The sequence below is a fragment of the Burkholderia sp. MSMB1826 genome, assembly GCF_001526325.1.
In the GTDB taxonomy this organism is placed as follows: domain Bacteria; phylum Pseudomonadota; class Gammaproteobacteria; order Burkholderiales; family Burkholderiaceae; genus Burkholderia.
Genome location: NZ_LOYN01000021.1, coordinates 25,749 through 47,378 on the forward strand (window position 1 = coordinate 25,749; position 21,630 = coordinate 47,378).

Sequence of the window (21,630 nt, forward strand, 5' to 3'; positions counted from 1 at the left end):
CGTCAGCCGCCCGCTTCGGCAATGCCCGCCTGGACGCGCCGCACCGCCGTCACGATCGACAGCACGATCAGCAGCCGCCACAGCCATGCGGCGACACTGCCGACCGGCAAGCCCAAGCCGATCCACAGCGCGAACGCGCCGAGAGCCAGCGCCCGGTCGCTCTTGCCGAACGGGCCGTCGTAGCGGCGCGTCGCGCCGACGAGCGGGCCGATCAGCCCCGCGCATTCGACGATCACCGCCGTCAGCGCGAACAGCCACACGTCCGCCGGCGCGAACGCGGGAATGGCGAGGAACGGCAGCACGAGCGCGACGTCGGACACGATGTCGCCCAGCTCGTTCAGGTACGCGCCGAGCGTGCTCTTCTGCCCGTGCTCGCGGGCGAGCATCCCGTCGATCGCGTTGAGCGCCATCCGCGCGAACAGCCACAACGGAATCAGCAGGAACAGCACGCGGGCGAACACGCCGAGCCCCGCGAGCGCGCCGACGACGATCGAGCCGCCGGCCGCGAACAGCGTGACCTGGTTGGCGGTGACGCCGCGTTCGGCGAGCGCATTGGCGAACGGGCGCAGACGGTCCTGGAATTTGGGTTTGAGTGCGTAGAGGCTCATCGTTTCGTATTCGTATTATTCGCGCGGCGCGGCCGGCTACGTTTCCCGCCGCGATGCCCCGGGCGGCGAAACGGCCGTCGCCGGCCTGGATTGAACGGCCCTCATCGTCGCCGAGCGGCCTCGCTGCGTCAAGCATGCGGGCCGGCCCGCACGTGCGGCGCCAATCTGGCGTTTTTCTTCGAAACTCGCGATAATCCGCTGGCCCGATCGCGGCGAGATCGATTCGAACTGCAGACGGGCACGCGTGCAACAGCCGATTATCACGCCGCCGTCCGGCGCATTCGCCGCGACGCAACAGCGTGCGACGGCGAATCGTCCGATCATCGCGGACCTGCGACAGGCAGCCACGAACTTGAAAAAATGTAAACGAGAGCGATCCGGCGCGCATCCTGCCGCGCCGGCATTCCGGGGTTCCGTCCGCCGCGCATGCGCAGCGGGCCGGGCATGCATGCAGGAGCCGGTGTACCGATGAACGTCCTCAACGTCTGGCAGCGCGACTTCCTGCTGTCCATCGTGCGGCTCGTCGCCGGCGCGTATCCCGTCTGGCATCAGGCGCCGCCGTCGCCGACGCAGAAGATCTATTTCTCGAACCATACGAGCCACATCGACACGCTCGCGATCCTCGCCGCGCTGCCGCGCGACGTGCGCGCGGTCGTGCGGCCGGTCGCCGCGCGCGACTACTGGGACAGCAGCAACCTGAAGCGCCACATCGCGCAGAAGCTGCTGAACGTCGTGCTGATCGACCGTCATCGCGAATCGGGTGGCGACCCGCTCGACCCGGTGCGCGATGCGCTGCGCCAGGGTCACTCGATCATCATCTTCCCGGAAGGCACGCGCGGCGCCGACGTGCTGCCGCAGCCGTTCAAGAGCGGGCTGTTCCATCTCGCGACCGAGTTCCCGGACGTCGCGCTCGCGCCCGTCTATCTCGAGAACCTGCAGCGCATCATGCCGAAGGGCGCGATCTGGCCCGTGCCGCTGATCTGCAAGGTGCATTTCGGCGCAAACGAAGCGCTCGGCGCTCAGGAAGACAAGCCGACGTTCCTCGCCCGCATGCGCGACGCGGTCATCGCGCTCGCGCCGCCGCAGCGGCCGGCCGGCTGAACGCGGCGCCCCCTTCTCCCTTTTCCGGACATCAACCATGCGAACCCTCTTCTGGGAACTGGTCGCGGGCGTCACGGGCGTGCTCGTCGTCGCGACCGTGATCGGCGCGATCCTCGGCGCGCGCAGCGGCGGCACGAGCGCGACCATCGTCAACCTGAACCAGCGCATCCGCGCATGGTGGGCGATGATCGCGATCATGGCCGTCGCGATCGGCCTCGGCAACAACGTCACGTACCTGGTGTTCGCGCTGCTGTCGTACCTGACGCTGCGCGAATTCATCACGCTCACGCCGACCACCGCGAGCGACCATACGACGCTCTTCATCGCATTCTTCGTCGCGATCCCCGTGCAATACCTGCTGCTCGGGATCAACTGGTACGGGATGTATTCGATCTTCGTGCCCGTGCACCTGTTCTTCGCGATGTCGCTCGTATCGGCGCTCACGCAGGACACGCGCGAATTCCTGAGCCGCAACGCGAAGATCAACTGGGCGCTGATGGTGTGCGTGTACGGGCTGAGCCACGCGCCGGCCGTGCTGATCCTCGACATTCCGCGCTACGCCGGGCAGAACGCGCTGCTGCTGTTCTTCTTCCTGTTCGTCGTGCAGATCAGCGACGTGCTGCAGTACGTGGTCGGCAAACTGTTCGGACGCCGCAAGATCGCGCCGCAGTTGTCGCCGTCGAAGACGATCGAGGGTTTCGTCGGCGGCGGCCTGCTGGCCACGCTGTGCGGCGCTTCGCTGTATCGCGTGACGCCGTTCAGCTTCGGCGCGGCGTTCGGGATCTCGCTCGCGATCGTCATCGCGGGCTTCGTCGGCGGGCTCGTGCTGTCGGCCGTCAAGCGCTCGCTCGGCACGAAGGACTGGGGCTCGATGATCGCCGGCCACGGCGGCATGCTCGATCGCGTCGATTCGATCTGCTTCGCCGCGCCGGTGTTCTTCCACCTCGTGCGCTACCTGTACGTGTGAGGGGTGGGCGGCGTAACGCCGCCCATTCCGGCGCACGGCGACTCAGTATCCGCCGCGCAGCGCCTTCGGCACGCCTTGACGCCCGCGCGCGGCGTCGAACTTCACCGTCCAGTGCACGTGGATGGCCTAGCCGCCGCGCGTACCCGATGCCGTGAGCGCCCGGCCCCGTCCCGGCACTACGCCTGTGTCACGCCGGATCCGGCACCTCGATCGCGAGCAGCGCCGAACTGATCGACTTGCCGTGCGCATCGAGCGCGAGCGAGCGCGTCACCCCGCCGCCGAGCGCATCGCGCAGCACGAAGTTGAACGCGCCGAGCGCCGGCAACTCGTAGCGCACGACGTCGCCGTGGACGATGCCCGCCAGTGATGCCTTGACCGTCTGCGCATCCAGATGCGTGCGCAGATGGTCGTAATGACGCGGATCGCGGCAGATGACCGACACGTTCAGCGTATTGCCCTTGTCGCCGGTGCGCGCATGCGCGAGTTCACGCAGTTGCATCAGGCCTCCACGAATGAAAACGACGGCGTCACGGCCGCGCGCGGCAGCAGCACCGACTGCACGGCGATCACCTCGCGCGTCGACTTGAACGCACCGCCGCCGCCGGCCGGCCCGTTCGTATAGAGCGTCTCGACTTCGTTGCCGATCCGCGCGGCTTCGGCGGCGGTCGCCGCCCGGCCGGCCACCCGCACGCGCACCTCGGCCGGCTTGCCGCGTCCGGCCGGCGTCGCGTCGCCGTACAGCGCATCGACGCCGATCAGGTCGAAGCGCAGCTCGCTCGCCGCGACGCCGGTCAGCGCGAGCCGCTCGCGAACGATGTCGAGCGCAAGACGCGCACGCGCGAGCGCGCCCGGGCCGCCGTACGAGATCTGGCCTTCGCCGATCCAGCCGTCGACATACGCGACCGACACCTTCAGCGTATCGGGCCGCGCGGCGCCGCGCCCGCCCGTCACGCGCACGCGATCGACCGCTTCCTCGGCGACTGCGACGCGCGTGAAATCGGCCACGACGTCGGGCTGCAGATAGCGCACCGGGTCGTGAATCTCGTAGAGCAGTTGTTCCTTGCAGGTCGCCGCGCTCACTCGGCCGCCCGCATGCGGCACCTTCGTGATCACGACCGAGCCGTCGGCCGCGACCTCGCCGATCGGAAAGCCGAGCCGCGCGAGATTCGGCACGTCCTTGTAGCCGGGATCGGCGAAATAGCCGCCCGTCACCTGCCCCGCGCATTCGAGCAGATGGCCGACGACGGTCGCCTGGCCGAGCGTGTCCCAGTCGTCCATCCGCCAGCCGAACGCGTGGATCAGCGGCGCGGCGAACAGCGACGGGTCGGCGACGCGGCCGGTCAGCACGACGTCCGCGCCGGCCGCGAGCGCATCGACGATCGGCGCGGCGCCGAGATACGCGTTCGCGGACACGATGCGCTCGCGATACGCGGCGACTTCATCGCCCGATTCCTCGAAGCGGAACGCGCCGCGCAGCACGACGTCGAGCACGTCGTCGCCTTCGACCGCCGCGACTTTCAGCCCCGCGATGCCGAGCGACTGCGCGATCCGCGCGGTACGTCGTGCGGCCGCGCGCGGGTTCGCCGCGCCCATGTTCGATACGATGCGCACGCGCCTGGCCGCCGCGACCGGCAGCACCGCCTGCATCCGCGCGTCGAGCAGCGGATCGTAGCCGAGCGCCGGATCGTTGCGGCGCGCCTGCTGCGCGATCGCGATCGTGCGCTCGGCCAGGCATTCGAACACCAGATAGTCGAGCTGCCCGTGTTCGGCCAGTTCGACCGCGGGCTCGATCCGGTCGCCCGAGTAGCCGGCGCCCGCGCCGATTCGCACGCGTCGTTCAGTTTGCATGGCTGTCATGTCCGTAGCGTCGTCCGGCGACACGCGTCGCCGGGAAGAATCAAAAGATGCCGAGCGCGACGCTGGCGATCGTCATCACGATCGACGCGCCGAACAGCAGCGGAAACGTGAATTTCTGGTGCTCGGCCAACTCGATCCCGCACAGGCCCACGACGAGGAACGTCGCGGGCGTGAGCGGGCTGACCGGGAACCCCGTCGTCATCTGGCCGAGCAGCGCCGCCTGCCCGACCTGCACGGCCGGCACGCCGAGCTGGCCGGCCACCTCCGCGATCACCGGCAGCACGCCGAAGTAGAACGAATCGGGATCGAACAACATGCTGAGCGGCATCGACGCGAGACCGAGCGCCACCGGGATATGGCCCGCCATCGACGGCGGCACGAAGCCGACCGCCGCCTGCGCCATCGCCTTCAGCATCCCGCTGCCCTGCATGATCCCGGTGAACACGCCGGCCGCGAGCAGGATGCCGGCCATCATCAGCGCGGCGCGCGCGTGCGCGTCGATGCGCTTTCGCTGCATGTCGACGTCGGGGTAATTCACCATCAGCGCGACACACAGCCCGACCATGAACATGATCGCGGGCGGAATCTTCTCGCCCATCACGACCATCGTGCCGAGCACGACGAGCGTCAGCACGAGGTTGAACCAGAACAGGTGCGGCCGGCGCAGCGCCTGCTCGTCGGCCGTCAGTTCGCGTCGGGGCAATGGAATCGACGCATCGTCGCGCGACAGGCCGAGCCGCTTCTCCTCGCGCCGCCCGAGCCAGTAGGCGACGCCGAACACGAACACGAGCCCGATCGCCTGCACCGGGATCAGCGGATTGAACAGCGCCGACACCGGCAGGTGCAGCGACGCGGACGCGCGGATCATCGGCCCGGTCCACGGCAGGAAGTTGATGCCCGCGGCCATCGACACGGCAGCGGCCAGCACGCGCCGGTCCATCTTCAATCGGTCGTATAGCGGCAGCACGGCCGGAATCGTCACGAGAAAGCAGACGGCGCCCGAGCCGTCGAGGTGGATCAGCAGCGCGAGCAGCGTCGTGCCCATCACGATGCGCGTCGGCCGCGTGCCGACCGCACCGAGGATCCGGTCGATGATCGGATCGAGCGTGCCGGCGTCGGTGATCGTCCCGAAATACAGGATCGCGAACACGAACATCCCGACGACGGGCGCGAGCCCCTTCAGCCCGTCGATGACGAACTTGCTGGTGTGCAGCCCGAAGCCGCCGAGCAGCGACGCGGCGATCGGCACGACGATCAGCGCGACGAGCGGCGACATCCGCTTCGACAGAATCGCGGCCAGCAGCACGACGATCGTGCCCAGCCCGAGTAACGGCAGCATCGGTGTCTCCTACCTTGTCTTTTGTTGGAGACGAGCGTAAGGTCGGCGCAGCGATAGCACAATTGAAATGATTTGATCGCAGCAATCACGAAGCGTTATGGATCTGAATCTTCGCGACATTCGCGCGTTCGTCACCGTCGCGCACGCCGGCAACTTCACGCGCGCCGCCGCGCGGCTGCATCTGTCACAGCCGGCGCTGACCGTGCAGATCCGCCGGCTCGAGGACATCGTCGGCGCGCGCCTGTTCGACCGTAACAGCCGCAGCGTCGCGCTCACACAGACCGGGCGCGAGTTACTGCCGCTGTTGCAGCGTTCGCTCGACGACATGGAGCGCGTGCTGCGCGATGCGCGCGCGCTCGGCGAAGGCACGAGCGGCACGGTGCGGCTCGCGTGCCTGCCGACCTTCGCGTCCAGCGTGCTGCCGGAGCTGATCCAGTCGTTCCGGCGCGACGTGCCGCGCGCGGGCTTCGAGATCCGCGACGGCGTCGCGAGCCTCGTCACCGCGCTGGTGCGCAACGAGGAAGCCGATCTCGGACTGACCGGCGGCGACATGTTCGATGCGTCGCTGGAGGTGCTGTACGCGGGCGCCGACCGGCTCGTCGCCGTATGCCCGAAGGATCATCCGCTCGCGCGCAAGCGCCGCGTGAGCACCGCCGACGTCGCCGGCGTGCCGCTCGTGCTCACCGCGCAGGGCACGAGCGTGCGCAGCGTCGTCGATGCCGCGTTGAAAGCGACCGGCTGCACGCCCGACATCGCGTGCGAGCCCACCTACATGATGACGGCCGTCGCGATGGTGCGCGGCGGCCTCGGCGTGACGATCCTGCCCGCGACCGCACGCGAGGTGCGCGCCGAGCCCGACCTGGTCGCGAAGCCGATCGACGATCGCGCGTTCGTACGGCCGATCGCGCTCGTCGCGAAGCGCGGGCGCACGCTGCCACGCGTCGCGCAGACGTTCGCCGACCTCATGCTCGCCGAACTGAAAAAGCGCGCATGAAGCGCGCCCGATCGGGGACAGTCCGTCCGGCGCTTACTGCGCGTCCGGATCGACGTGCAGCGATTCGCCGATCGCATAGAAATTGCCGCCCGCGATGTAGTGCAGGCTGCGCAGCGCGGGGTCGGCCGATTCGAAATACCAGTGGCCGTCGCGGAACACGCGCGTGTCGGACCACGCGGCGATCACCTCGCCGATGAACAGATCGTAGGTCTGCTGATTGTGCGGCTCCGGAATCAACCGGCACGCGAGCCAGCCCGAGCAGCCGGCGACGAACGGCAGGTCGTGACCGGCGACGTCGAACAGCGTGACGCCCGCTTCGCGCAGCTTGTCGGGCCGCTCCGCGAGGCTGTGGCTGCCGACCGCATGCGTGAGCTGCAGTTGCGCGGCCGTCGGCACCTGGATCACGAACGTGCCGCTGCGCTCGACGAGCTCGCGCGTCTTCGCGGATTTGTCGAGCACGACGGTCAGCTTCGGCGGCAGGAAATCCAGCGCGCACGCCCAGGCGGCGGCCATCACGTTGTCGACGCCGTCGTGGCGGGCCGACACGAGCACGGTCGGGCCGTGATTGAGGAGGCGGTAGGCTTTCTTCAGCTCCACCGGAGCGATGTGATTGTCCATACGGGTTCCTTGGAGAACGACGCGCACGGACGGATGCCGTGCGGCGCGGCGCCGGCCGTCGCAGCTGCGCGCGGCCGGGCCGCAGGCCGCATTCTCGCACCCAATTTCAATCGGCGCCGCGCCGCTGCCGGTTACTTCGCGAACAATTGGCCGATGTCGCGGAACGCCTTGAATTCGAGCGCATTGCCGCACGGATCGAACAGGAACATCGTCGCTTGTTCGCCGACCTGCCCCTGGAACCGCACGTACGGCTCGATCGCGAAAGTCACGCCGAACGCGCGCAAGCGTTCGGCCAGCGCTTCCCAGCTCGCCCAGTCGAGCACGATCCCGAAATGCGGCACCGGCACGTCGTGACCGTCGACCGCATTCGTATGTGCGCCTTCCTGCGAGGCGGTTTTCGGATGCTCGTGGATCACGAGCTGATGCCCGTAAAAGTCGAAGTCGACCCACTGTGCACTCGAGCGGCCCTCCTCGAGCCCGAATACGCGGCCGTAGAAATCGCGCGCGGCCGGCAGGTCGTAGACCGGAATCGCCAGGTGAAACGGGGAAAGACTCATGATGGCCTCGTGAAAGAAATGCTCGCGTGGCGCGAGGACGGCACCATGGTAGACAAGGCCGAGCAAAAATTAAATCAATATATAATTTCGCGATTCATAAACGGAATCGATGAATGATCCGCGAACTGAAAACCCTCGTCGCCGTCGCCCGCGAAGGCACCTTTGCCGCGGCCGGCAATCGTATCGGGCTCACGCAAGCGGCCGTGAGCGCGCAGATGCAGCGTCTCGAAGCCGAACTCGGCTTCGCGCTGTTCGATCGGCAAGGGCGATCGGCGCGGCTCAACGAGCGGGGCCATCACGTGCTCGACCAGGCGCAGGCGCTGATCGGCCTGTACGAGAACCTGAGTTCGACCGCGCCCGGCTCGCCGGCCGCGATGCGCGTGACGATCGGCGCGATCGCCTCGGTGCAGAGCGCGCTGCTGCCGGCCGCGCTGGCCGAGTTTCATCGCCTGCATCCCGCGTGCCGGACGCGCGTGATACCCGGGCTGTCGATCGAGCTGGTCAACCGGGTCGACACGGGCGAAATCGACATGGCCGCGATCATCCGCCCGCCGTTCGCGCTGCAGAGCGACCTGCACTGGACGACACTCGCGCAGGAACCGTTCCGGCTGATCGTGCCGCGCGGCGTGAAGGGCAAGGACTGGGCCGCGCTGCTCGCGCGCGAGCCGTTCGTGCGCTACGACCGCGGGTCGTTCGGCGGCCGCCAGGTCGACCGCTTTCTGCGCAAGATGCACATCGCGGTGCGCGACACCTGCGAACTCGACGAGCTCGACGCGATCGTCAAGCTGGTCGAGAACCGCGTCGGCGTCGCGATCGTGCCGCAAACCGCCGGGTATCGCCGCTGGCCGGCCGGCGTGCGCGCGATCGATCTCGGGCATCACACGTTTCACCGCGACATCGGGCTCGTGCATCGCGCCCGGCGCACGATGTCGGAACCCGCGCAGACGCTCGCGCGACTGATCGACGCCGCGTCGCGTCGGCGCCCGCCGCCGCGGGCCGCGTGATCGACGCGTGGCGGCTCAGCGCCGCCCGGCCGCCCAATCCACCGCCGCGTCGAACAGCGCGACGCCGGCCGGTGACAGGTTCGTGAACGTGTCGTTGTCGAGGAAGAACATCACGCGGCGCGCCGGCGCGAGCGTTTCGTAGTCCATCGTCGCGCCCTTCTCGTATGCGAAGATCGCGGCCTTGTCGGGTTGCCCGTACACGGTCGCGATCGTGATCGCGCCGAGCCCCGGCTTGCCCCAGCTCATCGGCGCCTGCTTGCCGTACGCGTTCGTCGCGCCGGCCGGCAGCCCGGCCGCCATCGGATGCGGCGCATTGACGAGCCACAGGTAACGCTCCTTGCCCGTTTCGCCGAAGTCGACGTCGTGCCGCTTGCCCGTCATCGCGAGATCGTCGAGCAGGTCGTTTTCCCACGTCACGAGCGGCTTGTCGAGCGTGCGCCAGCCGGGCCGCACGTTCTTCGACGATACCGTCGACGAGATCACCACCAGATCGGCGTCGCGCGCCGCATCGGGCGCGGCCGCCTCGTCGATCAGGCGCACCGCGTAGCCGCGTTCGCCGAGATGCTGGCCGATGCGTTCGTCGACCTTCAGGTTCGGGCCGTGCAACTGCACGAGCATCGCGACGCGCGTGACGGGCTGCGGTGCATCGGCGGCGAATGCGGGTGCCGACACGCCGGCACCGACACCGACGCCCGCGGACAGCGCGAGCACCGCACCCGCGATCGTGCGCAACAAGCGGCGGCGCGCACCGGTCTTCGTCTTCAGATTCATCTGGATTCCTCTCCGAGGCCGCGCGCCGGCGTAACGGCCGCGCGGCGATTGCATGGTCAGAACTGCAGCGTGGTCAGCAGCGACACCTGCCGCGCGTCGCCGATCGCGACGAAGTAGCGGTTCGCGCTCGACGGGTAATACGTGCGATTGAACAGATTCTTCACGTTGAACTGGAACGACAGTTTCTGCTTGCCGATCCGCGTGTCGTAGGTCGCGAACGCATCGGCGAGCACGTACGACGGCAGCGTGAAGCTGTTCGCCGAATCGCCGGGCCGAGCGCCCACGTAGCGCGCGGCCGCGCCGATGCGCAGGTCGTCGCCGCCCGCCACCGTGCCGAAGTCGTAGACGGCCGCGAGCGATGCGGTGTGACGCGCGACGTTCCACAGCTGGTTGCCCGTGTACAGCGGATCCTCGGTCGTCTTCGCGTCGATGTACGCGTAGCTCGCGATCACGTTCACGCGTTCGCCGATCTTGCCGGACACGTCGAGCTCGATGCCGCGCGAGCGCGCCTTGCCCGACGTGCGCCAGTCGGTCAGCTTCGTCGCGTCGTTGTATTGCGACACGAGCACGTTCTTCTTGTCGATGTCGAACAGCGCGAGCGTGCCCGTCATCCCGCCCGGCAGGTCGAGCTTGCCGCCCACTTCCCACGCGGTCGCTTCCTCGGGCGGCGTCGCGCCGTCGATCACGTAGCCCGTCATCGGCGCGATCGACGACGACGGCTTCAGCGACTGCGAATAGCTGCCGTACAGCGAGAACGTATCGGTCCACTTGTAGACGACACCTGCGCGCGGCAACCACTTCGAGCCGCTGAGATCGGTGTTCGCGGTGAACGGCCGGCCGCGTCCCGCGACCTGGTTGTAGGTAATGTAGCGGAGGCCGCCCGACACGATCCACTTGTCGGTCAGGTGGACCGTATCCTGGAAGAACGCGGACGCATCGTGCAGCGTGTCGGTCTGGTCGCTGTCGCTCGCGGACACCGTGCTCGACGGCGGCAGCAGCCCGTACACCGGATCGACGTAGCTGAACGGCGTCTTCACGGCCTGGCGCAGCATGTCCTTGCGATAGATGCGGCGGTATTCGGTATCGAAGCCGACCTGCACGTCGTGCCGCATCCCCGCGAGCGTCAGCTTGCCGGTCACGTAGCCGATCCCGTAGCTGTCGGTGCTGAGCGACCCGTGCGTCGCATCGTTGCTGCGCGTCAGCGTGCCCTTCACCGGATCGACGCCGGTCGTGCGCAACTGGTTCGCGTCGTAAGTTTCGCGGTTGTAGCTGTAGCCGACATGCGCGCTCCAGTCCGCGTTGAATTGATGATCGACGCTCAGTTGCGCGAGATGCGATTCGCCGTCCATGTCGTTGAACGGCTCGTCGATGCGCCGCCGCGCGGGAATGTCGAGCGGCGCATTGGTGCGCGGATCGAGCGCGGTGCCGCGATCGAACGGCGAATGGAACTTCCGGTACTGATACGACACCACGACCTGCGTATCGCGGCCGTACCACGCGAGCGACGGCGCGACGAAGGTCTGCCGGTACTCGCCGAAGTTGCGCCAGTACTGCTCGTTCGACTGATCGACGATCAGCCGGTACGCGAGTCGCGAATCGCCGACCGGCCCGGTCGAGTCGAAGGTCGCGCTGCCGCCGTTCTTGCCGTGCCCGAACGTCGACGCGCCGAGCGAGATCGCGTTGTAGCGCGTGAGCTGCGGCTGCTTGCTGACGACGTTGACGACGCCGCCCGGGTCCATCAGCCCGTACAGCAGCGACGTCGGCCCCTTCAGCACCTCGACGCTGTCGGTCGCCGCGTTGAACGCCCGGCCCTGCACGAGCGGCATGCCGTTCTGCATGATCGAGCCGTCGCGGTTGCCGCCGAAGCCGCGCTTCATGATCGTGTCCTGCGTGCCCGCGAGCGTGTTGCCCTGCGTGATGCCGCTCACGTTGCCGAGCGCGTCGTCGAGATTGCGCGGCCGCTGGTCGCGCAGCACCTGCGCGGGCACGATGTTGACGGCCTGCGCGGTATCGAGCAGCGGCACGTCGGTGCGCAGCACGCCCGCTTCCTTCGGCGCACGATAGCTTTCGGCGCGCAATGCGCTGGACCGCACGTCGATCGTCGGCAACTCGGCGGCCGGCGCGGCGCCAGCCGCCACGAGCGCGGCCGCCGAACCGTCCGCCCGCATCAGCGTGTAGCCGCCGCCCGGCTGGCGCAGCGCGACGAGCCCCGTGCCGGCGAGCAGGCGGTCGAACCCGCCGTCGACGTCGAACCGGCCGTGCACGCCGCCGCTCGTCAGGCCGGCCGTCAGGTCGGCCGGGAACGCGAGCAGGATGCCCGCGTCGCGGCCGAACCGGTTCAGCACCGCTTCGAGCGGGCCGGCCGGAATGTCGAACGCGCGACGCGACGCCCGCTGCGCGGCGGGCGCCGCATCGGCATCGGTGTCGGCCAGCGCCGGCAGCGGCAGCAGTGCCGACAGCAGGACGGCGCCGGCCAGCCGGCGGGCAAACGGGGCCGGCGTGGCCGGGCGCGACGCGCACGGCAGACGACGGGCGGGCGCCGGACGGCGCCGATACGTGAGACGGATGGAAGCCATGATCGGGGAGTCGGTGGACGATGGGCCAGTGCTGTGTTCATGACCCATGTCACGCGAACATCGAGAAACAGCTCAGGTCGGCGAAAAAAAATTTTCGGCGCGCTCACGAACGGGCCGGCACGACGGTCGCCCAGTAACGCGTCAGGTAGTGGACGTCGATCGGCAGCGTCGCCGTCAGCGTATCGAGCACGCGTGCGGGATCGTCGAGCGGATAGGTGCCCGACACGCGCAGATCGGCCACGGCCGGATCGCAGCGCAGGCTGCCGCGCCGATAGCGGTCGAGTTCGGCGACGAGATCGGCCAGCCGCATACGCGACGCGACGAGCATGCCGCCCGTCCACGCGGACGCGTACGGATCGAGCGGCGCCGCCGCCCCGATCGCGGCGCGCGTGAAATCCGCGCCCTCTCCGGCCGCGATCACGCGCGTGCCGGCCGACGCATCGACCGGTTGCACCCGGACGGCGCCGGCAAACACCTCGCAGCGCGTCGCACCGTCGCGCTGCCGCACCGCGAAGCGCGTACCGAGCGGCCGCAACTCGCCCTGTGCGGTCGCGACCACGAGCGGCCGCGCAGGCACACGCCCGTCGTGACCGCTGGTGACCATGATCGTGCCGCGCAGCAAGTGCAGGCGCCGCGCCGCGTCGTCGAAGCGCACGTCGAGCGCCGTGCCGGTATCGAGCACGACGACCGTGCGATCCGCGAGCGTCACCGTGCGCCGCTCGCCGACGGCCGTGCGCAGGTCGGCCGGCCAGATCGCCGCGCGCCGTGCGGGCTCGGCCATCCATGCGGCGCCGCCCGCGAACAGCAGCACGGCCAGCGCCTTCACGGCTGCGCGGCGGCCCGCCCGCTTCGGCAGCAACGCCGCATGCGCGGCTTGCGCGTCAAGCCCGCCCGCCAGCCGATCGAACCGGCCCTGCATCGCTTCGATGTGACGCCACGCCGCGTCGTGCGCCGGATCCTCCGCGCGCCAGCGCGCGAGCGCGGCGACGAACGCATCGTCCGTCCGGCCGGACTGCCGGTCGACCCACCATTCGACCGCGCGACGTGCGACGTGCGGCGGCACCGCCGGCGCTCCCGGGGCGGCCATCGGTCAGGCCGCCATCGCGAAAAAGCACTGCGTGCCGGCCTTCACGAGATAGCGCTTCACCGTCGCGAGCGACACGCCGAGTTCGCGCGCGATGTCGGTCTGCGTGAGCCCGTCGAGCTGCGCGAGCAGGAACGCGCGCTTCGCCGCGAGCGGCAAGCCGTCGAGCAGCCGGTCGATGTCGAGCAGCGTCTCGACGACGACGGCCCGTTCTTCCGGCGACGGCGCAACGGCTTCCGGGCGCTGCGCGAGCACGTCGAGATACGCGCGCTCGATCTGCTCACGCCGCCAGTGGTTGCTCAGCACACGCTGGGCGACCGTCGTCAGGAACGCGCGCGGCTCGGCGGCGCAGATCGGCTCGTCGCGTGCGAGCAGACGCACGAACGTGTCGTGCGCGAGATCGGCCGCGCGGTGCGCGCAACCGAGCTTCCGGCTCAGCCAGCCGCGCAGCCACGCGTGGTGGCCGGCATAGAGGGCGTCGATTTCTCGATGGAGGGACAGCTTGTCAGCGGACATGGCCGGGTTCCGGGGTGCGCAGGCGTCAACCATTCTGTAAATGAGAATGATTATTATATACAAAAGCGAGATGGTGACCGCGGTTTCGGTACGCGAGCGACGCTGACGCAGCGACGGATGGCGAAGTCGATACCGCCGTCGGATGCGAATCGCGCGCGGTTATCACATTCGTTCCACGTCGGCCAATTCGATTCGTTAAATAATGATTTGACGGATCGATAACAATATTGCGATTGCCGGAATTCACCCGAATATCGCGCCGTATTATCACGCCCCGCGCAAAACGCAATGGAAAAATCGCGAAACGGCAATCCATTGATGCATAGTGTTCAATAATCCAAATCCCTCAAAAATGAATTTCCGGGAATGCGCCTGTCGGCATCAGACCACAACGGAGAATTTCATTTTTGCCGTTTTATTACGGCTCTGTAGTCTCCTGCCATTCCGGATCACGAACCCACACCGATGCGCAAGGAGATGACAATGAAACGCACGACCCTCTCGCTGATTTCGCTCGCGTCGTTCGCGGCGATGCCCGTCGCGCATGCGCAGTCGAGCGTCACGCTGTATGGCGTGATCGACACGTCGATCACCTATGTGAACCATGCGCAAGGCAAGGACAACGCATGGATGCTCGGCAACAGCAGCGCGGGCAACCTGGCCGGCAGCCGCTGGGGCGTGAAAGGCACCGAGGATCTCGGCGGCGGGCTGAAGGCGCTGTTCCAGTTGGAGAACGGCTTCGACCCGAGCAACGGCCGGCAGGGCCAGGGCGGCCGCCTCTTCGGCCGGCAAGCGTTCGTCGGCCTGACGAGCGACCGCTACGGCACGCTCACGTTCGGCCGCCAGTACGATCCGCTCGTCGATCTCGTGCAGGGCATCACCGCCGACAACTACCTCGGCAGCGTGTTCGCGACGCCGGGCGACGTCGACAACTACGACAACAGCTTCCGCGTCGACAACGCGGTGAAGTACACGTCGGCCGTCTATGCGGGCCTGCAGTTCTCGGCGATGTATTCGTTCGGCGGCATCGCCGGCAGCACCGGCGCCGCGCAGTCGTACTCGGCCGCCGTGTCGTACAACAACGGGCCGTTCAGCGTCGCGGGCGGCTACTTCCACGCGACCAACAGCCCCGCGTCGAACGGCTTGCGCAACGGCTGGACCAGTTCGTCGGACGGCACGTTCGACGGCCCGATCAACAGCGGCTATGCCAGCGCGCACTCGCTCGGCATCGCCCGCATCGCGGGCCAGTACGTCGCCGGCCCGTTCACGTTCGGCCTCGGCTACAGCAACGCGCAGTACCGCCGCGACGCAAGTTCGGTGTTCGGCTCGAACGAGCACTACAACACGGGGCAAGGTTTCGTGAACTACCAGGCGACGAATGCGCTGCTCGTCGGCGTCGGCTACAGTTACACGCGCTCGGGCGGCGACACGTCGGCGACCTATCACCAGGTATCGGCCGGCGCCGACTACAGCCTGTCGAAGCGCACCGACGTCTACCTGACCGCCGCGTACCAGCACGCGAGCGGCCAGACCGGCGACGGCAATGGCGGGTCGATGGCCGCGCAGGCGTCGATCGGATCGTACGGTTATGCGGGCACGAGCTCGCAGACGATGGTCAACCTCGGCCTGCGTCACCGCTTCTGACGGCATGCTCGGAGACGGCCGGCTACAGTGGTTGCGCAACGCGCAACGCGGTGTGGCCGCCCGTCTTCGGATTGCGCAGACGGCGGCTTCGGCCGCCGTTTTCATGTCGCTTGCTTTCGCCCGCCATCGGCGGCGACGCGATTATCCCTTTTCGCTCAGGCCATCACCGTTTAATCGCGCAACTGACGTAATACGTCAGGATATGATCGCTGCCGTTGCAATTGTATGCGCGCAAATGCCGGCCATTTTTACCGACCGGCCATCGGCTCGCCCCGTGATCCGGCGCGATAAAAATGCGCGGCGCATGCGCGCGCAAATGCAAAGGAAAGTTTGACGCGAGCCATTTGCCCGCTTGCTATGGCACACTTCGCGTCTGCGTAATTTCCTTGCACCGGGCGGCCGGATTCCGCCCCATCCTGCCATGCCGCGTCATATCACTCGCCCGCTCAGCCGCGACACGCTGACAATCGCCTCGACGATCGCGCTCTCGTGCGCGCTCTGCGGCGTCGCGCGCGCCGATTGCCTGGACGACGCGGCCGCGTTCCAGCACGTGAGCGTCAGCCTGATGCGCGGCATCGCGCAGGTCGAATCGGGGATGAATCCGAACGCGGTGAACACGAATACCAACGGCACGGTCGACATCGGGCTGATGCAGATCAACAGCACGTGGCTGCCGACGCTCGCGCGCGAAGGCATCACGCGGGAAAGCCTGTTCGATGCGTGCACGAACGCGTACGTCGGCGCGTGGATCCTGTCGCAGAACATCCGCCAGCTCGGCCCCAACTGGAACGCGATCGGCGCGTACAACTCCGCGTCGCCCGACAAGCGCCTCGCGTACGCGCGCAAGGTCTATGATGCAATCCGGACCATGCCGGATTCGCCGGATACTCCCATGCCCATCCTTCCCCCCTCCTTCACGCCGCCGCAACAGGCGCAGACGTACAACCCGTTCGCGAGCCTGAGCGTGTCGGCGCCGCCCGTCACGCGTGCCCGTACGATCTCGCCGGCCGCGCCGCCTCCGCCGACGCAGGGCGGCCCCGCCGGCCCGGCCGGTACGTACAACTTCGGATGGACGGTCACCGGCGCCGATCAGGCCAAGCCGACCCAGGTGTTCGACGACGGCGCGCGGATCTACGTGCAGTTCAGCGACATGAAGCACGTGCCGGCGATCTTCACCGAAACGTCGTCGGGACGCGTGCTGATGTCGTGGGAGCTGCAATTCCCGTATGCCGTTCTGACGCGTCCCGCGCAAACGTTGATCTTCCAGCTCGGGCCGTTCGAAGCGCGCGCGCAGCGGGGGGCGGCGGCCGCAGGCATGACCGCGCAGGCCGGGACGGCGAATACGGCGAATACGGCGACCGCCGGCGCATCGGCCTCGGCATCGAAGAAGTCGGCCAGTACGGCGGCGAACGCGGCGCCCAATACGACGGCGAAACGCACCGCCTCGGCCGATGCGCTATGGTACGTGAATACGCCGTCGACGTCGGGGACGGCGGCGGCCTCGCCTTCGACCGCGAATATTCCCGCCACGCTGCCGACGGCCATCACGTCGAACACGCCGCCGCCCGCGCCGGCTCAAGCCCCGGCCGCGGCCGCTCAGCCGTCGCGCGTCAGCGCGGACGCGCTGTGGTACCTCTCGAAGTAACGCGCGTCCGATCGCACGCCCGTCGCCGCGCTCATCGATCCGCGGTCGGCCGCAGTTCGGGCGCGTTCATGTCGTCCACCCATTGCAGTTCGGCCGTGCCGTTCTTCCGGAAATACACGCGCAGATAACGCGACGTCGACGATTCCGGCTGTGGAATCGTCACGTCGATCGTCTGGTGCTCCGCCGGGACGCCGCGCTCGATCTCGTCCAGCGGCTGCGCGAATGCCCAGTACAGCTTCACCTTCCGCCCCGGCGTGACCTTGCAGCCGCACGCGAACCCGCCACCGCCGCCGAATGCCTCGCCCGCGTCCCGTGCCGACGGATTGCCGAAGCATCCCGACCGATGCTCGTTGTCGAGCCAGAATTCGTGAAGCTTGCGGGTGTACTCGTTGTATCCGGTAATGCACACCGTACGCGCGTCGGCCGATGCATCGCCGTCGTGCGGCCCGCATCCGGCAAGCACGCACGGCACCGTCAGCACCCATGCGAGCGCCCGCGCCCTCATCCTCATCGGCGGCCCGGCATGCACGGCGACGCCGGGCAACGCGTGTCGGGTCACGGCACGCACGGGAGCACGCCACACTGACGCCGAATGCCTCACCCGCGCCGCACCCAGATCACTTTCCCGTCGCGAATGCCGAGATTGCGGCGCTCCTCCCGGTAATCCATCGTGCCCGGCAGCGACTTCCCGTCACGCTCGAGCACGCGCCACAGGCAGCCGTCGAGCAACGCGGTCGCATCGGTCTCGGTCTTGCCGACCAGCGCATCGTCCGGCGCGGCATTCGCCTTGCATACCTGCGCGGCACCCGGCTCCAGAGGGGGTCTGGCCGCGCCGCCGGCGGTGGCGTTGGGGTGCTTCGTGTCCATGTCCGCACATCCTGCAACGGTTGCGCTCGCAACGAGTGCAACGAGCATCGCGATCGTGTTCTTCATCGGTTTCTCCCTGTCGCGGCCCGACGGTCCGTGTGCGGCATTCGCGCACGACCGGGCATCGCATGCGTGATCGGTTCCGCACGCTGCCGGCCGTTTCCCGATGGAGCCGGCCGGCGAACGGCGGCCTTTCGCGACCCGGCCGAGCCGCCTCGGCGCACCGGCGTCGCAGGGCCGGCCTGACGCCGAACCCGCCCGCATGTTACCGCACGCGACTCGCAACGACGGCGCGACGCCGACGCACCGGGCGCGCCGGCGTGCACCGGCCCGCGTCGGCAATGCGCTCAGAACTTGTACGTCACGCCCGCGATGCCGTAGTAGTTGTTGCGCGACTGCACGATCGGGCTGTCGCCGGCACGGCCGAGCAGGCGCGTCACGCCGCCGGTCGCGAGCACCGACCAGTGCCGCGACAGCGTCCAGTTCCACGCCACCGCCATCGCCGCGCTGTCGATCCCGCCGCTCACCGAATACGGCCGGAACCGGCTCGTCATCGACTGCGCGTCGGTCACGCCGTAGAAGGTCTGCAGGTAGCGTCCCGAGCCCGCATGCACGGTGCCCGTCACGACGATCTCGTGCTGCGACGTCTTGAGTACCGGCACCGCAAGATCGACGTGCCCCGACACGCCGCGCGACGTGTGAGTCACGGGCGTATCGACCGTGATGCTCAGTTCCGCCGCATCGAAGAGCGACACGCCGGCGCGCACGCCGACGAGCACCGAGCCGGGAATCCGGCCCATCCCCTTCAGGTAGTCGGAGCCCGGCAGGTCGAAGCGGTTCTCGTCCGCGCGGCCCGCGTCGTAGCTCACCGCCGCCGACACGAACGCACCGTGCGGCAGGTCCAGCCGGTAGCCGGCGCCCTGCGTGCCGTCGACGAAGAAGCCGTTGCCGAACGTGGCGGAAAACGACGGCGCGACGACGCCGCGATACTGGTTGCTGCCCTGATAGCGCGGTGCGAATCCGCCGCCGAGCGACAACGAATACTGGTTTTCCGCGTGGGCGGCGGCGGCGAGGGTCAGGCCGGCGAGCGGCATGCAATAGCGGTAGCGGCGAAGGGATGGGCGCACAATATCGAGATCCGAGTGACGAAGCCCGCAGTCTAGGGGCCGCCCTGCGCCGAGACTGTCCTGAATGTGCGGAGAATCTGTGCGCAATTGTGTTCGATTGTTCGAGATTGTCGCCCCGCTGCCCCGGCAGCCGGTCCGCCGGATAGAATTCGCGTGCCGCCGCGCATCGGTCTGCCGGGAACGAGATGGCGCGTGCATCCTGAGGAGACCATGAACGAAGTTCCGCTCAAATACCGTGTGCTGCTGATCGAGGACGACGATCGCCTCGCGCAGCTCGTCCGCGAATACCTCGACGGCTATGAATTCGCGGTGACGGTCGTGCGGCGCGGCGACCTCGCCGTCGCTGCGGTGCGCGAGCACCAGCCGGCCCTCGTGATACTCGACCTGATGCTGCCGAATCTCGACGGCATGGAAGTCTGCCGGCGCATCCGCGCGTTCACCAACGTCCCCGTGCTGATCCTGACCGCGCGCGCGGACGTGTACGACCAGGTCGCCGGGCTCGAGACCGGCGCCGACGACTACGTGACGAAACCGATCGAGCCGCGCGTGCTCGTCGCGCGCGCCCGTGCGCTGTTGCGCCGCGCGCAGCCGGCCGCGGCGGAAGCGAGCGCCGTCGCGCCCGACGCGCTCGTATTCGGCGAACTGACGATCTCGCCGCCGAACCGCACCGTCACGTGGCGCGGCGAGCCGGTCGAGTTGAAGACCGCCGAATTCAACCTGCTGCTGATCCTCGCGCGCGCGGCCGGCACCGTGCTGAGCCGCGACGACATCCTCAAGCAGTTGCGCGGCATCGAATTCGACGGGCTCGACCGCTCGGTCGATTCCGGCATCTCGAAGCTGCGCCGCCGCTTCGAGGATGCATCATCGGAGCCGCACAAGATCAAGACGATCTGGGGCCGCGGCTACCTGTTCAGCCCTTCTGCGTGGGACGAGTAAATGCTGCGCCCGTTGCTCCGGTTGTACCTCGTCGTGATCCTGTGCGTCGGCGCGTCGATCGTCTTCATCCAGCTGTCGTTCGACCGGATCTTCTACGAGCGCGTCGCGCAGGCGCAGCGCGACTCGCTGACGACCTACGCGTTCGTGCTGAACGATTACCTCGAGCGCCATCCGGGCGCGCAGCGCGAGCTCGCGTTGCGCGAATTGGCGCTGCACGGCCGCGAAGGGTTCGGGTTCATGTCGATGGCCGACGCGCGTGCGCGACTGAGCGGCGCGCCGCTGCGCGATCTCGATGCCGGCAGGATCGCGATCAGCTACGACGGCAAGGACTACTACATGCCGCTCGCGGACGGCTCGGTGCTGCATGCGCGGCCCATCGAGGCGGCGGATCTCGACATCCGCATCTATGCGTACATGCTGCTCGCGCTCGCGACGCTGTTCGCGGTGGTGCTGTGGATTCACCATCACTGGCGCGACATTCGCCGGCTGCAGGACGCCGCGCGCGCATTCGGCGCCGGGATGCTGTCGACGCGCGTGAAGCTGTCGGGCAAGTCGAACATCTACGAGCTGTCGCAGCAGTTCAACGACATGGCCGCGCGCATCGAGGCGTCGATCAAGCAACAGCGCGAAATGATGCACGGCATCTCGCATGAACTGAAAACGCCGCTCGCCCGGCTCGAATTCGGGCTCGCGCTGCTCGCCGATCCCGACGAAACCGGCCGGATGCGCGAGCGCCGCGACGCGCTGCGGCGCGACGTGCGCGAACTCGACGAGCTCGTCACCGAATTGCTGACGATCGGCCGGCTCGAACAGGGCGCGAGCGAACTCGCGCCGATGGAGGTCGTCGTCGACGCGCTGCTCGACAGCGTCGCCGGCAACGTCGCGGACGACATCGCCGATCGCGGCATCGCGCTCGACGTGTCGACGCTCGACGCGCCCGCGACCCACGTCTGCGATCCGAAGCTCGTCGCCCGTGCCCTGCTGAACCTGATCCGCAACGGCGCCCGCTATGCGTCGCGCAAGGTCGTGCTGGCCGCCACGCGAGATCGGTCCGGTGCGCTCGTGCTGAGCGTCGACGACGACGGGCCGGGCATCCCGGCCGCCGAGCGCGCCCGCGTGTTCGAACCGTTCCAGCGGCTCGACTCGAGCCGCGACCGGCAGACCGGCGGCTTCGGGCTCGGGCTTGCGATCGTGCGACGCGTCGCGCAGGTGCACGGCGGCGACGTGCGGCTCGAGGATTCGCCGCTCGGCGGCGCACGCTTCGTGATCACGTTGCCCGTGCGGGCGCTGCCGGACAGCCTGTTCGACGTTGCGAACCCGCACGCCGATAGGCGCGGCCGCCACGGCACGGGCACGGTCATCCCGTTTCGATGAAGACGAACCACGGAACTCGGCCCGCCCTCGCCTGACAGCGCCCGC

21 protein-coding genes are annotated in these 21,630 nt (G+C 68.3%); 8 read left to right on the forward strand and 13 right to left on the reverse strand.

The window, feature by feature from the left end:
* Positions 1–2: 2 nt before the first annotated feature.
* Positions 3–608 carry a CDP-alcohol phosphatidyltransferase family protein gene (locus tag WS95_RS12060; protein WP_034207018.1) on the reverse strand — a complete coding sequence of 202 codons (606 nt, stop codon included), beginning with the start codon at positions 606–608 and terminating at the stop codon, positions 3–5.
* Positions 609–1,076: 468 nt separating this feature from the next.
* Between WS95_RS12060 and WS95_RS12065 the strand changes: the two genes are divergently transcribed.
* Together WS95_RS12065 and WS95_RS12070 are read left to right on the forward strand one after the other, a co-directional pair.
* Positions 1,077–1,709 carry a lysophospholipid acyltransferase family protein gene (locus WS95_RS12065; protein WP_059782716.1) on the forward strand — a complete coding sequence of 211 codons (633 nt, stop codon included), beginning with the start codon at positions 1,077–1,079 and terminating at the stop codon, positions 1,707–1,709.
* A gap of 37 nt (positions 1,710–1,746) precedes the next feature.
* Positions 1,747–2,676, forward strand: a complete 930-nt coding sequence (locus WS95_RS12070) for a phosphatidate cytidylyltransferase (RefSeq protein WP_006481850.1) — start codon at positions 1,747–1,749, stop codon at positions 2,674–2,676.
* Positions 2,677–2,863: 187 nt separating this feature from the next.
* Here WS95_RS12070 and WS95_RS12075 read toward each other — a convergent pair whose 3' ends face one another.
* From WS95_RS12075 to WS95_RS12085, 3 genes are read right to left on the reverse strand one after another with little or no spacing between them, the layout of a single operon-like run.
* On the reverse strand, positions 2,864–3,175 hold the full coding sequence (locus WS95_RS12075; RefSeq protein ID WP_034207016.1) for an AtuA-related protein: 312 nt from the start codon (positions 3,173–3,175) through the stop codon (positions 2,864–2,866).
* Positions 3,175–4,533: an acyclic terpene utilization AtuA family protein gene (locus tag WS95_RS12080; RefSeq protein WP_059824061.1), complete on the reverse strand. Its 1,359-nt coding sequence runs from the start codon at positions 4,531–4,533 to the stop codon at positions 3,175–3,177. The genes WS95_RS12075 and WS95_RS12080 overlap by 1 nt, the downstream gene beginning before the upstream one ends.
* A gap of 40 nt (positions 4,534–4,573) precedes the next feature.
* Positions 4,574–5,872, reverse strand: a complete 1,299-nt coding sequence (locus WS95_RS12085) for a CitMHS family transporter (RefSeq protein WP_059782711.1) — start codon at positions 5,870–5,872, stop codon at positions 4,574–4,576.
* Between the two features lie 97 nt (positions 5,873–5,969).
* Between WS95_RS12085 and WS95_RS12090 the strand changes: the two genes are divergently transcribed.
* Positions 5,970–6,866: a LysR family transcriptional regulator gene (locus WS95_RS12090; protein ID WP_034207013.1), complete on the forward strand. Its 897-nt coding sequence runs from the start codon at positions 5,970–5,972 to the stop codon at positions 6,864–6,866.
* A gap of 33 nt (positions 6,867–6,899) precedes the next feature.
* Here WS95_RS12090 and WS95_RS12095 read toward each other — a convergent pair whose 3' ends face one another.
* The gene (locus WS95_RS12095; protein ID WP_034207012.1) at positions 6,900–7,484 is read right to left on the reverse strand and encodes a flavin reductase family protein; all 585 of its coding nucleotides are present in this window, start codon (positions 7,482–7,484) and stop codon (positions 6,900–6,902) included.
* Between the two features lie 131 nt (positions 7,485–7,615).
* On the reverse strand, positions 7,616–8,041 hold the full coding sequence (locus tag WS95_RS12100; RefSeq protein WP_059824063.1) for a VOC family protein: 426 nt from the start codon (positions 8,039–8,041) through the stop codon (positions 7,616–7,618).
* Positions 8,042–8,154: 113 nt separating this feature from the next.
* Between WS95_RS12100 and WS95_RS12105 the strand changes: the two genes are divergently transcribed.
* Complete coding sequence (locus tag WS95_RS12105; protein WP_059824029.1) at positions 8,155–9,045, forward strand: LysR family transcriptional regulator; 891 nt, start codon at positions 8,155–8,157, stop codon at positions 9,043–9,045.
* Between the two features lie 15 nt (positions 9,046–9,060).
* On the opposite strand, the gene WS95_RS12110 is transcribed toward WS95_RS12105, so the two are convergent.
* From WS95_RS12110 to WS95_RS12125, 4 genes are read right to left on the reverse strand one after another with little or no spacing between them, the layout of a single operon-like run.
* Positions 9,061–9,816, reverse strand: a complete 756-nt coding sequence (locus WS95_RS12110) for a hypothetical protein (protein WP_059824031.1) — start codon at positions 9,814–9,816, stop codon at positions 9,061–9,063.
* 56 nt (positions 9,817–9,872) lie between these two features.
* Positions 9,873–12,440: a TonB-dependent siderophore receptor gene (locus tag WS95_RS12115; protein WP_059782703.1), complete on the reverse strand. Its 2,568-nt coding sequence runs from the start codon at positions 12,438–12,440 to the stop codon at positions 9,873–9,875.
* A 55-nt stretch (positions 12,441–12,495) separates the two neighbouring features.
* Positions 12,496–13,479 (reverse strand): FecR domain-containing protein, encoded by a 984-nt coding sequence (locus WS95_RS12120; RefSeq protein WP_059824033.1) that lies wholly within the window; start codon positions 13,477–13,479, stop codon positions 12,496–12,498.
* Between the two features lie 3 nt (positions 13,480–13,482).
* Positions 13,483–13,992: a sigma-70 family RNA polymerase sigma factor gene (locus tag WS95_RS12125; protein WP_034207006.1), complete on the reverse strand. Its 510-nt coding sequence runs from the start codon at positions 13,990–13,992 to the stop codon at positions 13,483–13,485.
* Positions 13,993–14,475: 483 nt separating this feature from the next.
* Between WS95_RS12125 and WS95_RS12130 the strand changes: the two genes are divergently transcribed.
* Both WS95_RS12130 and WS95_RS12135 read left to right on the forward strand, forming a co-directional pair.
* Positions 14,476–15,636: a porin gene (locus WS95_RS12130; RefSeq protein ID WP_034207881.1), complete on the forward strand. Its 1,161-nt coding sequence runs from the start codon at positions 14,476–14,478 to the stop codon at positions 15,634–15,636.
* 421 nt (positions 15,637–16,057) lie between these two features.
* A complete protein-coding gene (locus WS95_RS12135) occupies positions 16,058–17,281 on the forward strand; it encodes a transglycosylase SLT domain-containing protein (RefSeq protein ID WP_034207005.1) in 1,224 nt (407 codons plus the stop codon).
* Positions 17,282–17,312: 31 nt separating this feature from the next.
* On the opposite strand, the gene WS95_RS12140 is transcribed toward WS95_RS12135, so the two are convergent.
* The 3 genes from WS95_RS12140 to WS95_RS12150 form a co-directional block, all read right to left on the reverse strand.
* A complete protein-coding gene (locus WS95_RS12140; RefSeq protein WP_236872809.1) occupies positions 17,313–17,849 on the reverse strand; it encodes a hypothetical protein in 537 nt (178 codons plus the stop codon).
* A gap of 29 nt (positions 17,850–17,878) precedes the next feature.
* A complete protein-coding gene (locus WS95_RS12145; RefSeq protein ID WP_059782777.1) occupies positions 17,879–18,214 on the reverse strand; it encodes a hypothetical protein in 336 nt (111 codons plus the stop codon).
* Between the two features lie 281 nt (positions 18,215–18,495).
* Positions 18,496–19,242, reverse strand: a complete 747-nt coding sequence (locus WS95_RS12150) for a MipA/OmpV family protein (protein ID WP_059824034.1) — start codon at positions 19,240–19,242, stop codon at positions 18,496–18,498.
* A 243-nt stretch (positions 19,243–19,485) separates the two neighbouring features.
* Here WS95_RS12150 and WS95_RS12155 point away from each other — a divergent pair, with 243 nt between their 5' ends.
* Both WS95_RS12155 and WS95_RS12160 read left to right on the forward strand, forming a co-directional pair.
* Positions 19,486–20,211 (forward strand): response regulator, encoded by a 726-nt coding sequence (locus WS95_RS12155; RefSeq protein ID WP_034207003.1) that lies wholly within the window; start codon positions 19,486–19,488, stop codon positions 20,209–20,211.
* Complete coding sequence (locus tag WS95_RS12160; protein ID WP_059782697.1) at positions 20,212–21,585, forward strand: ATP-binding protein; 1,374 nt, start codon at positions 20,212–20,214, stop codon at positions 21,583–21,585.
* The last annotated feature ends 45 nt before the right edge of the window (positions 21,586–21,630 follow it).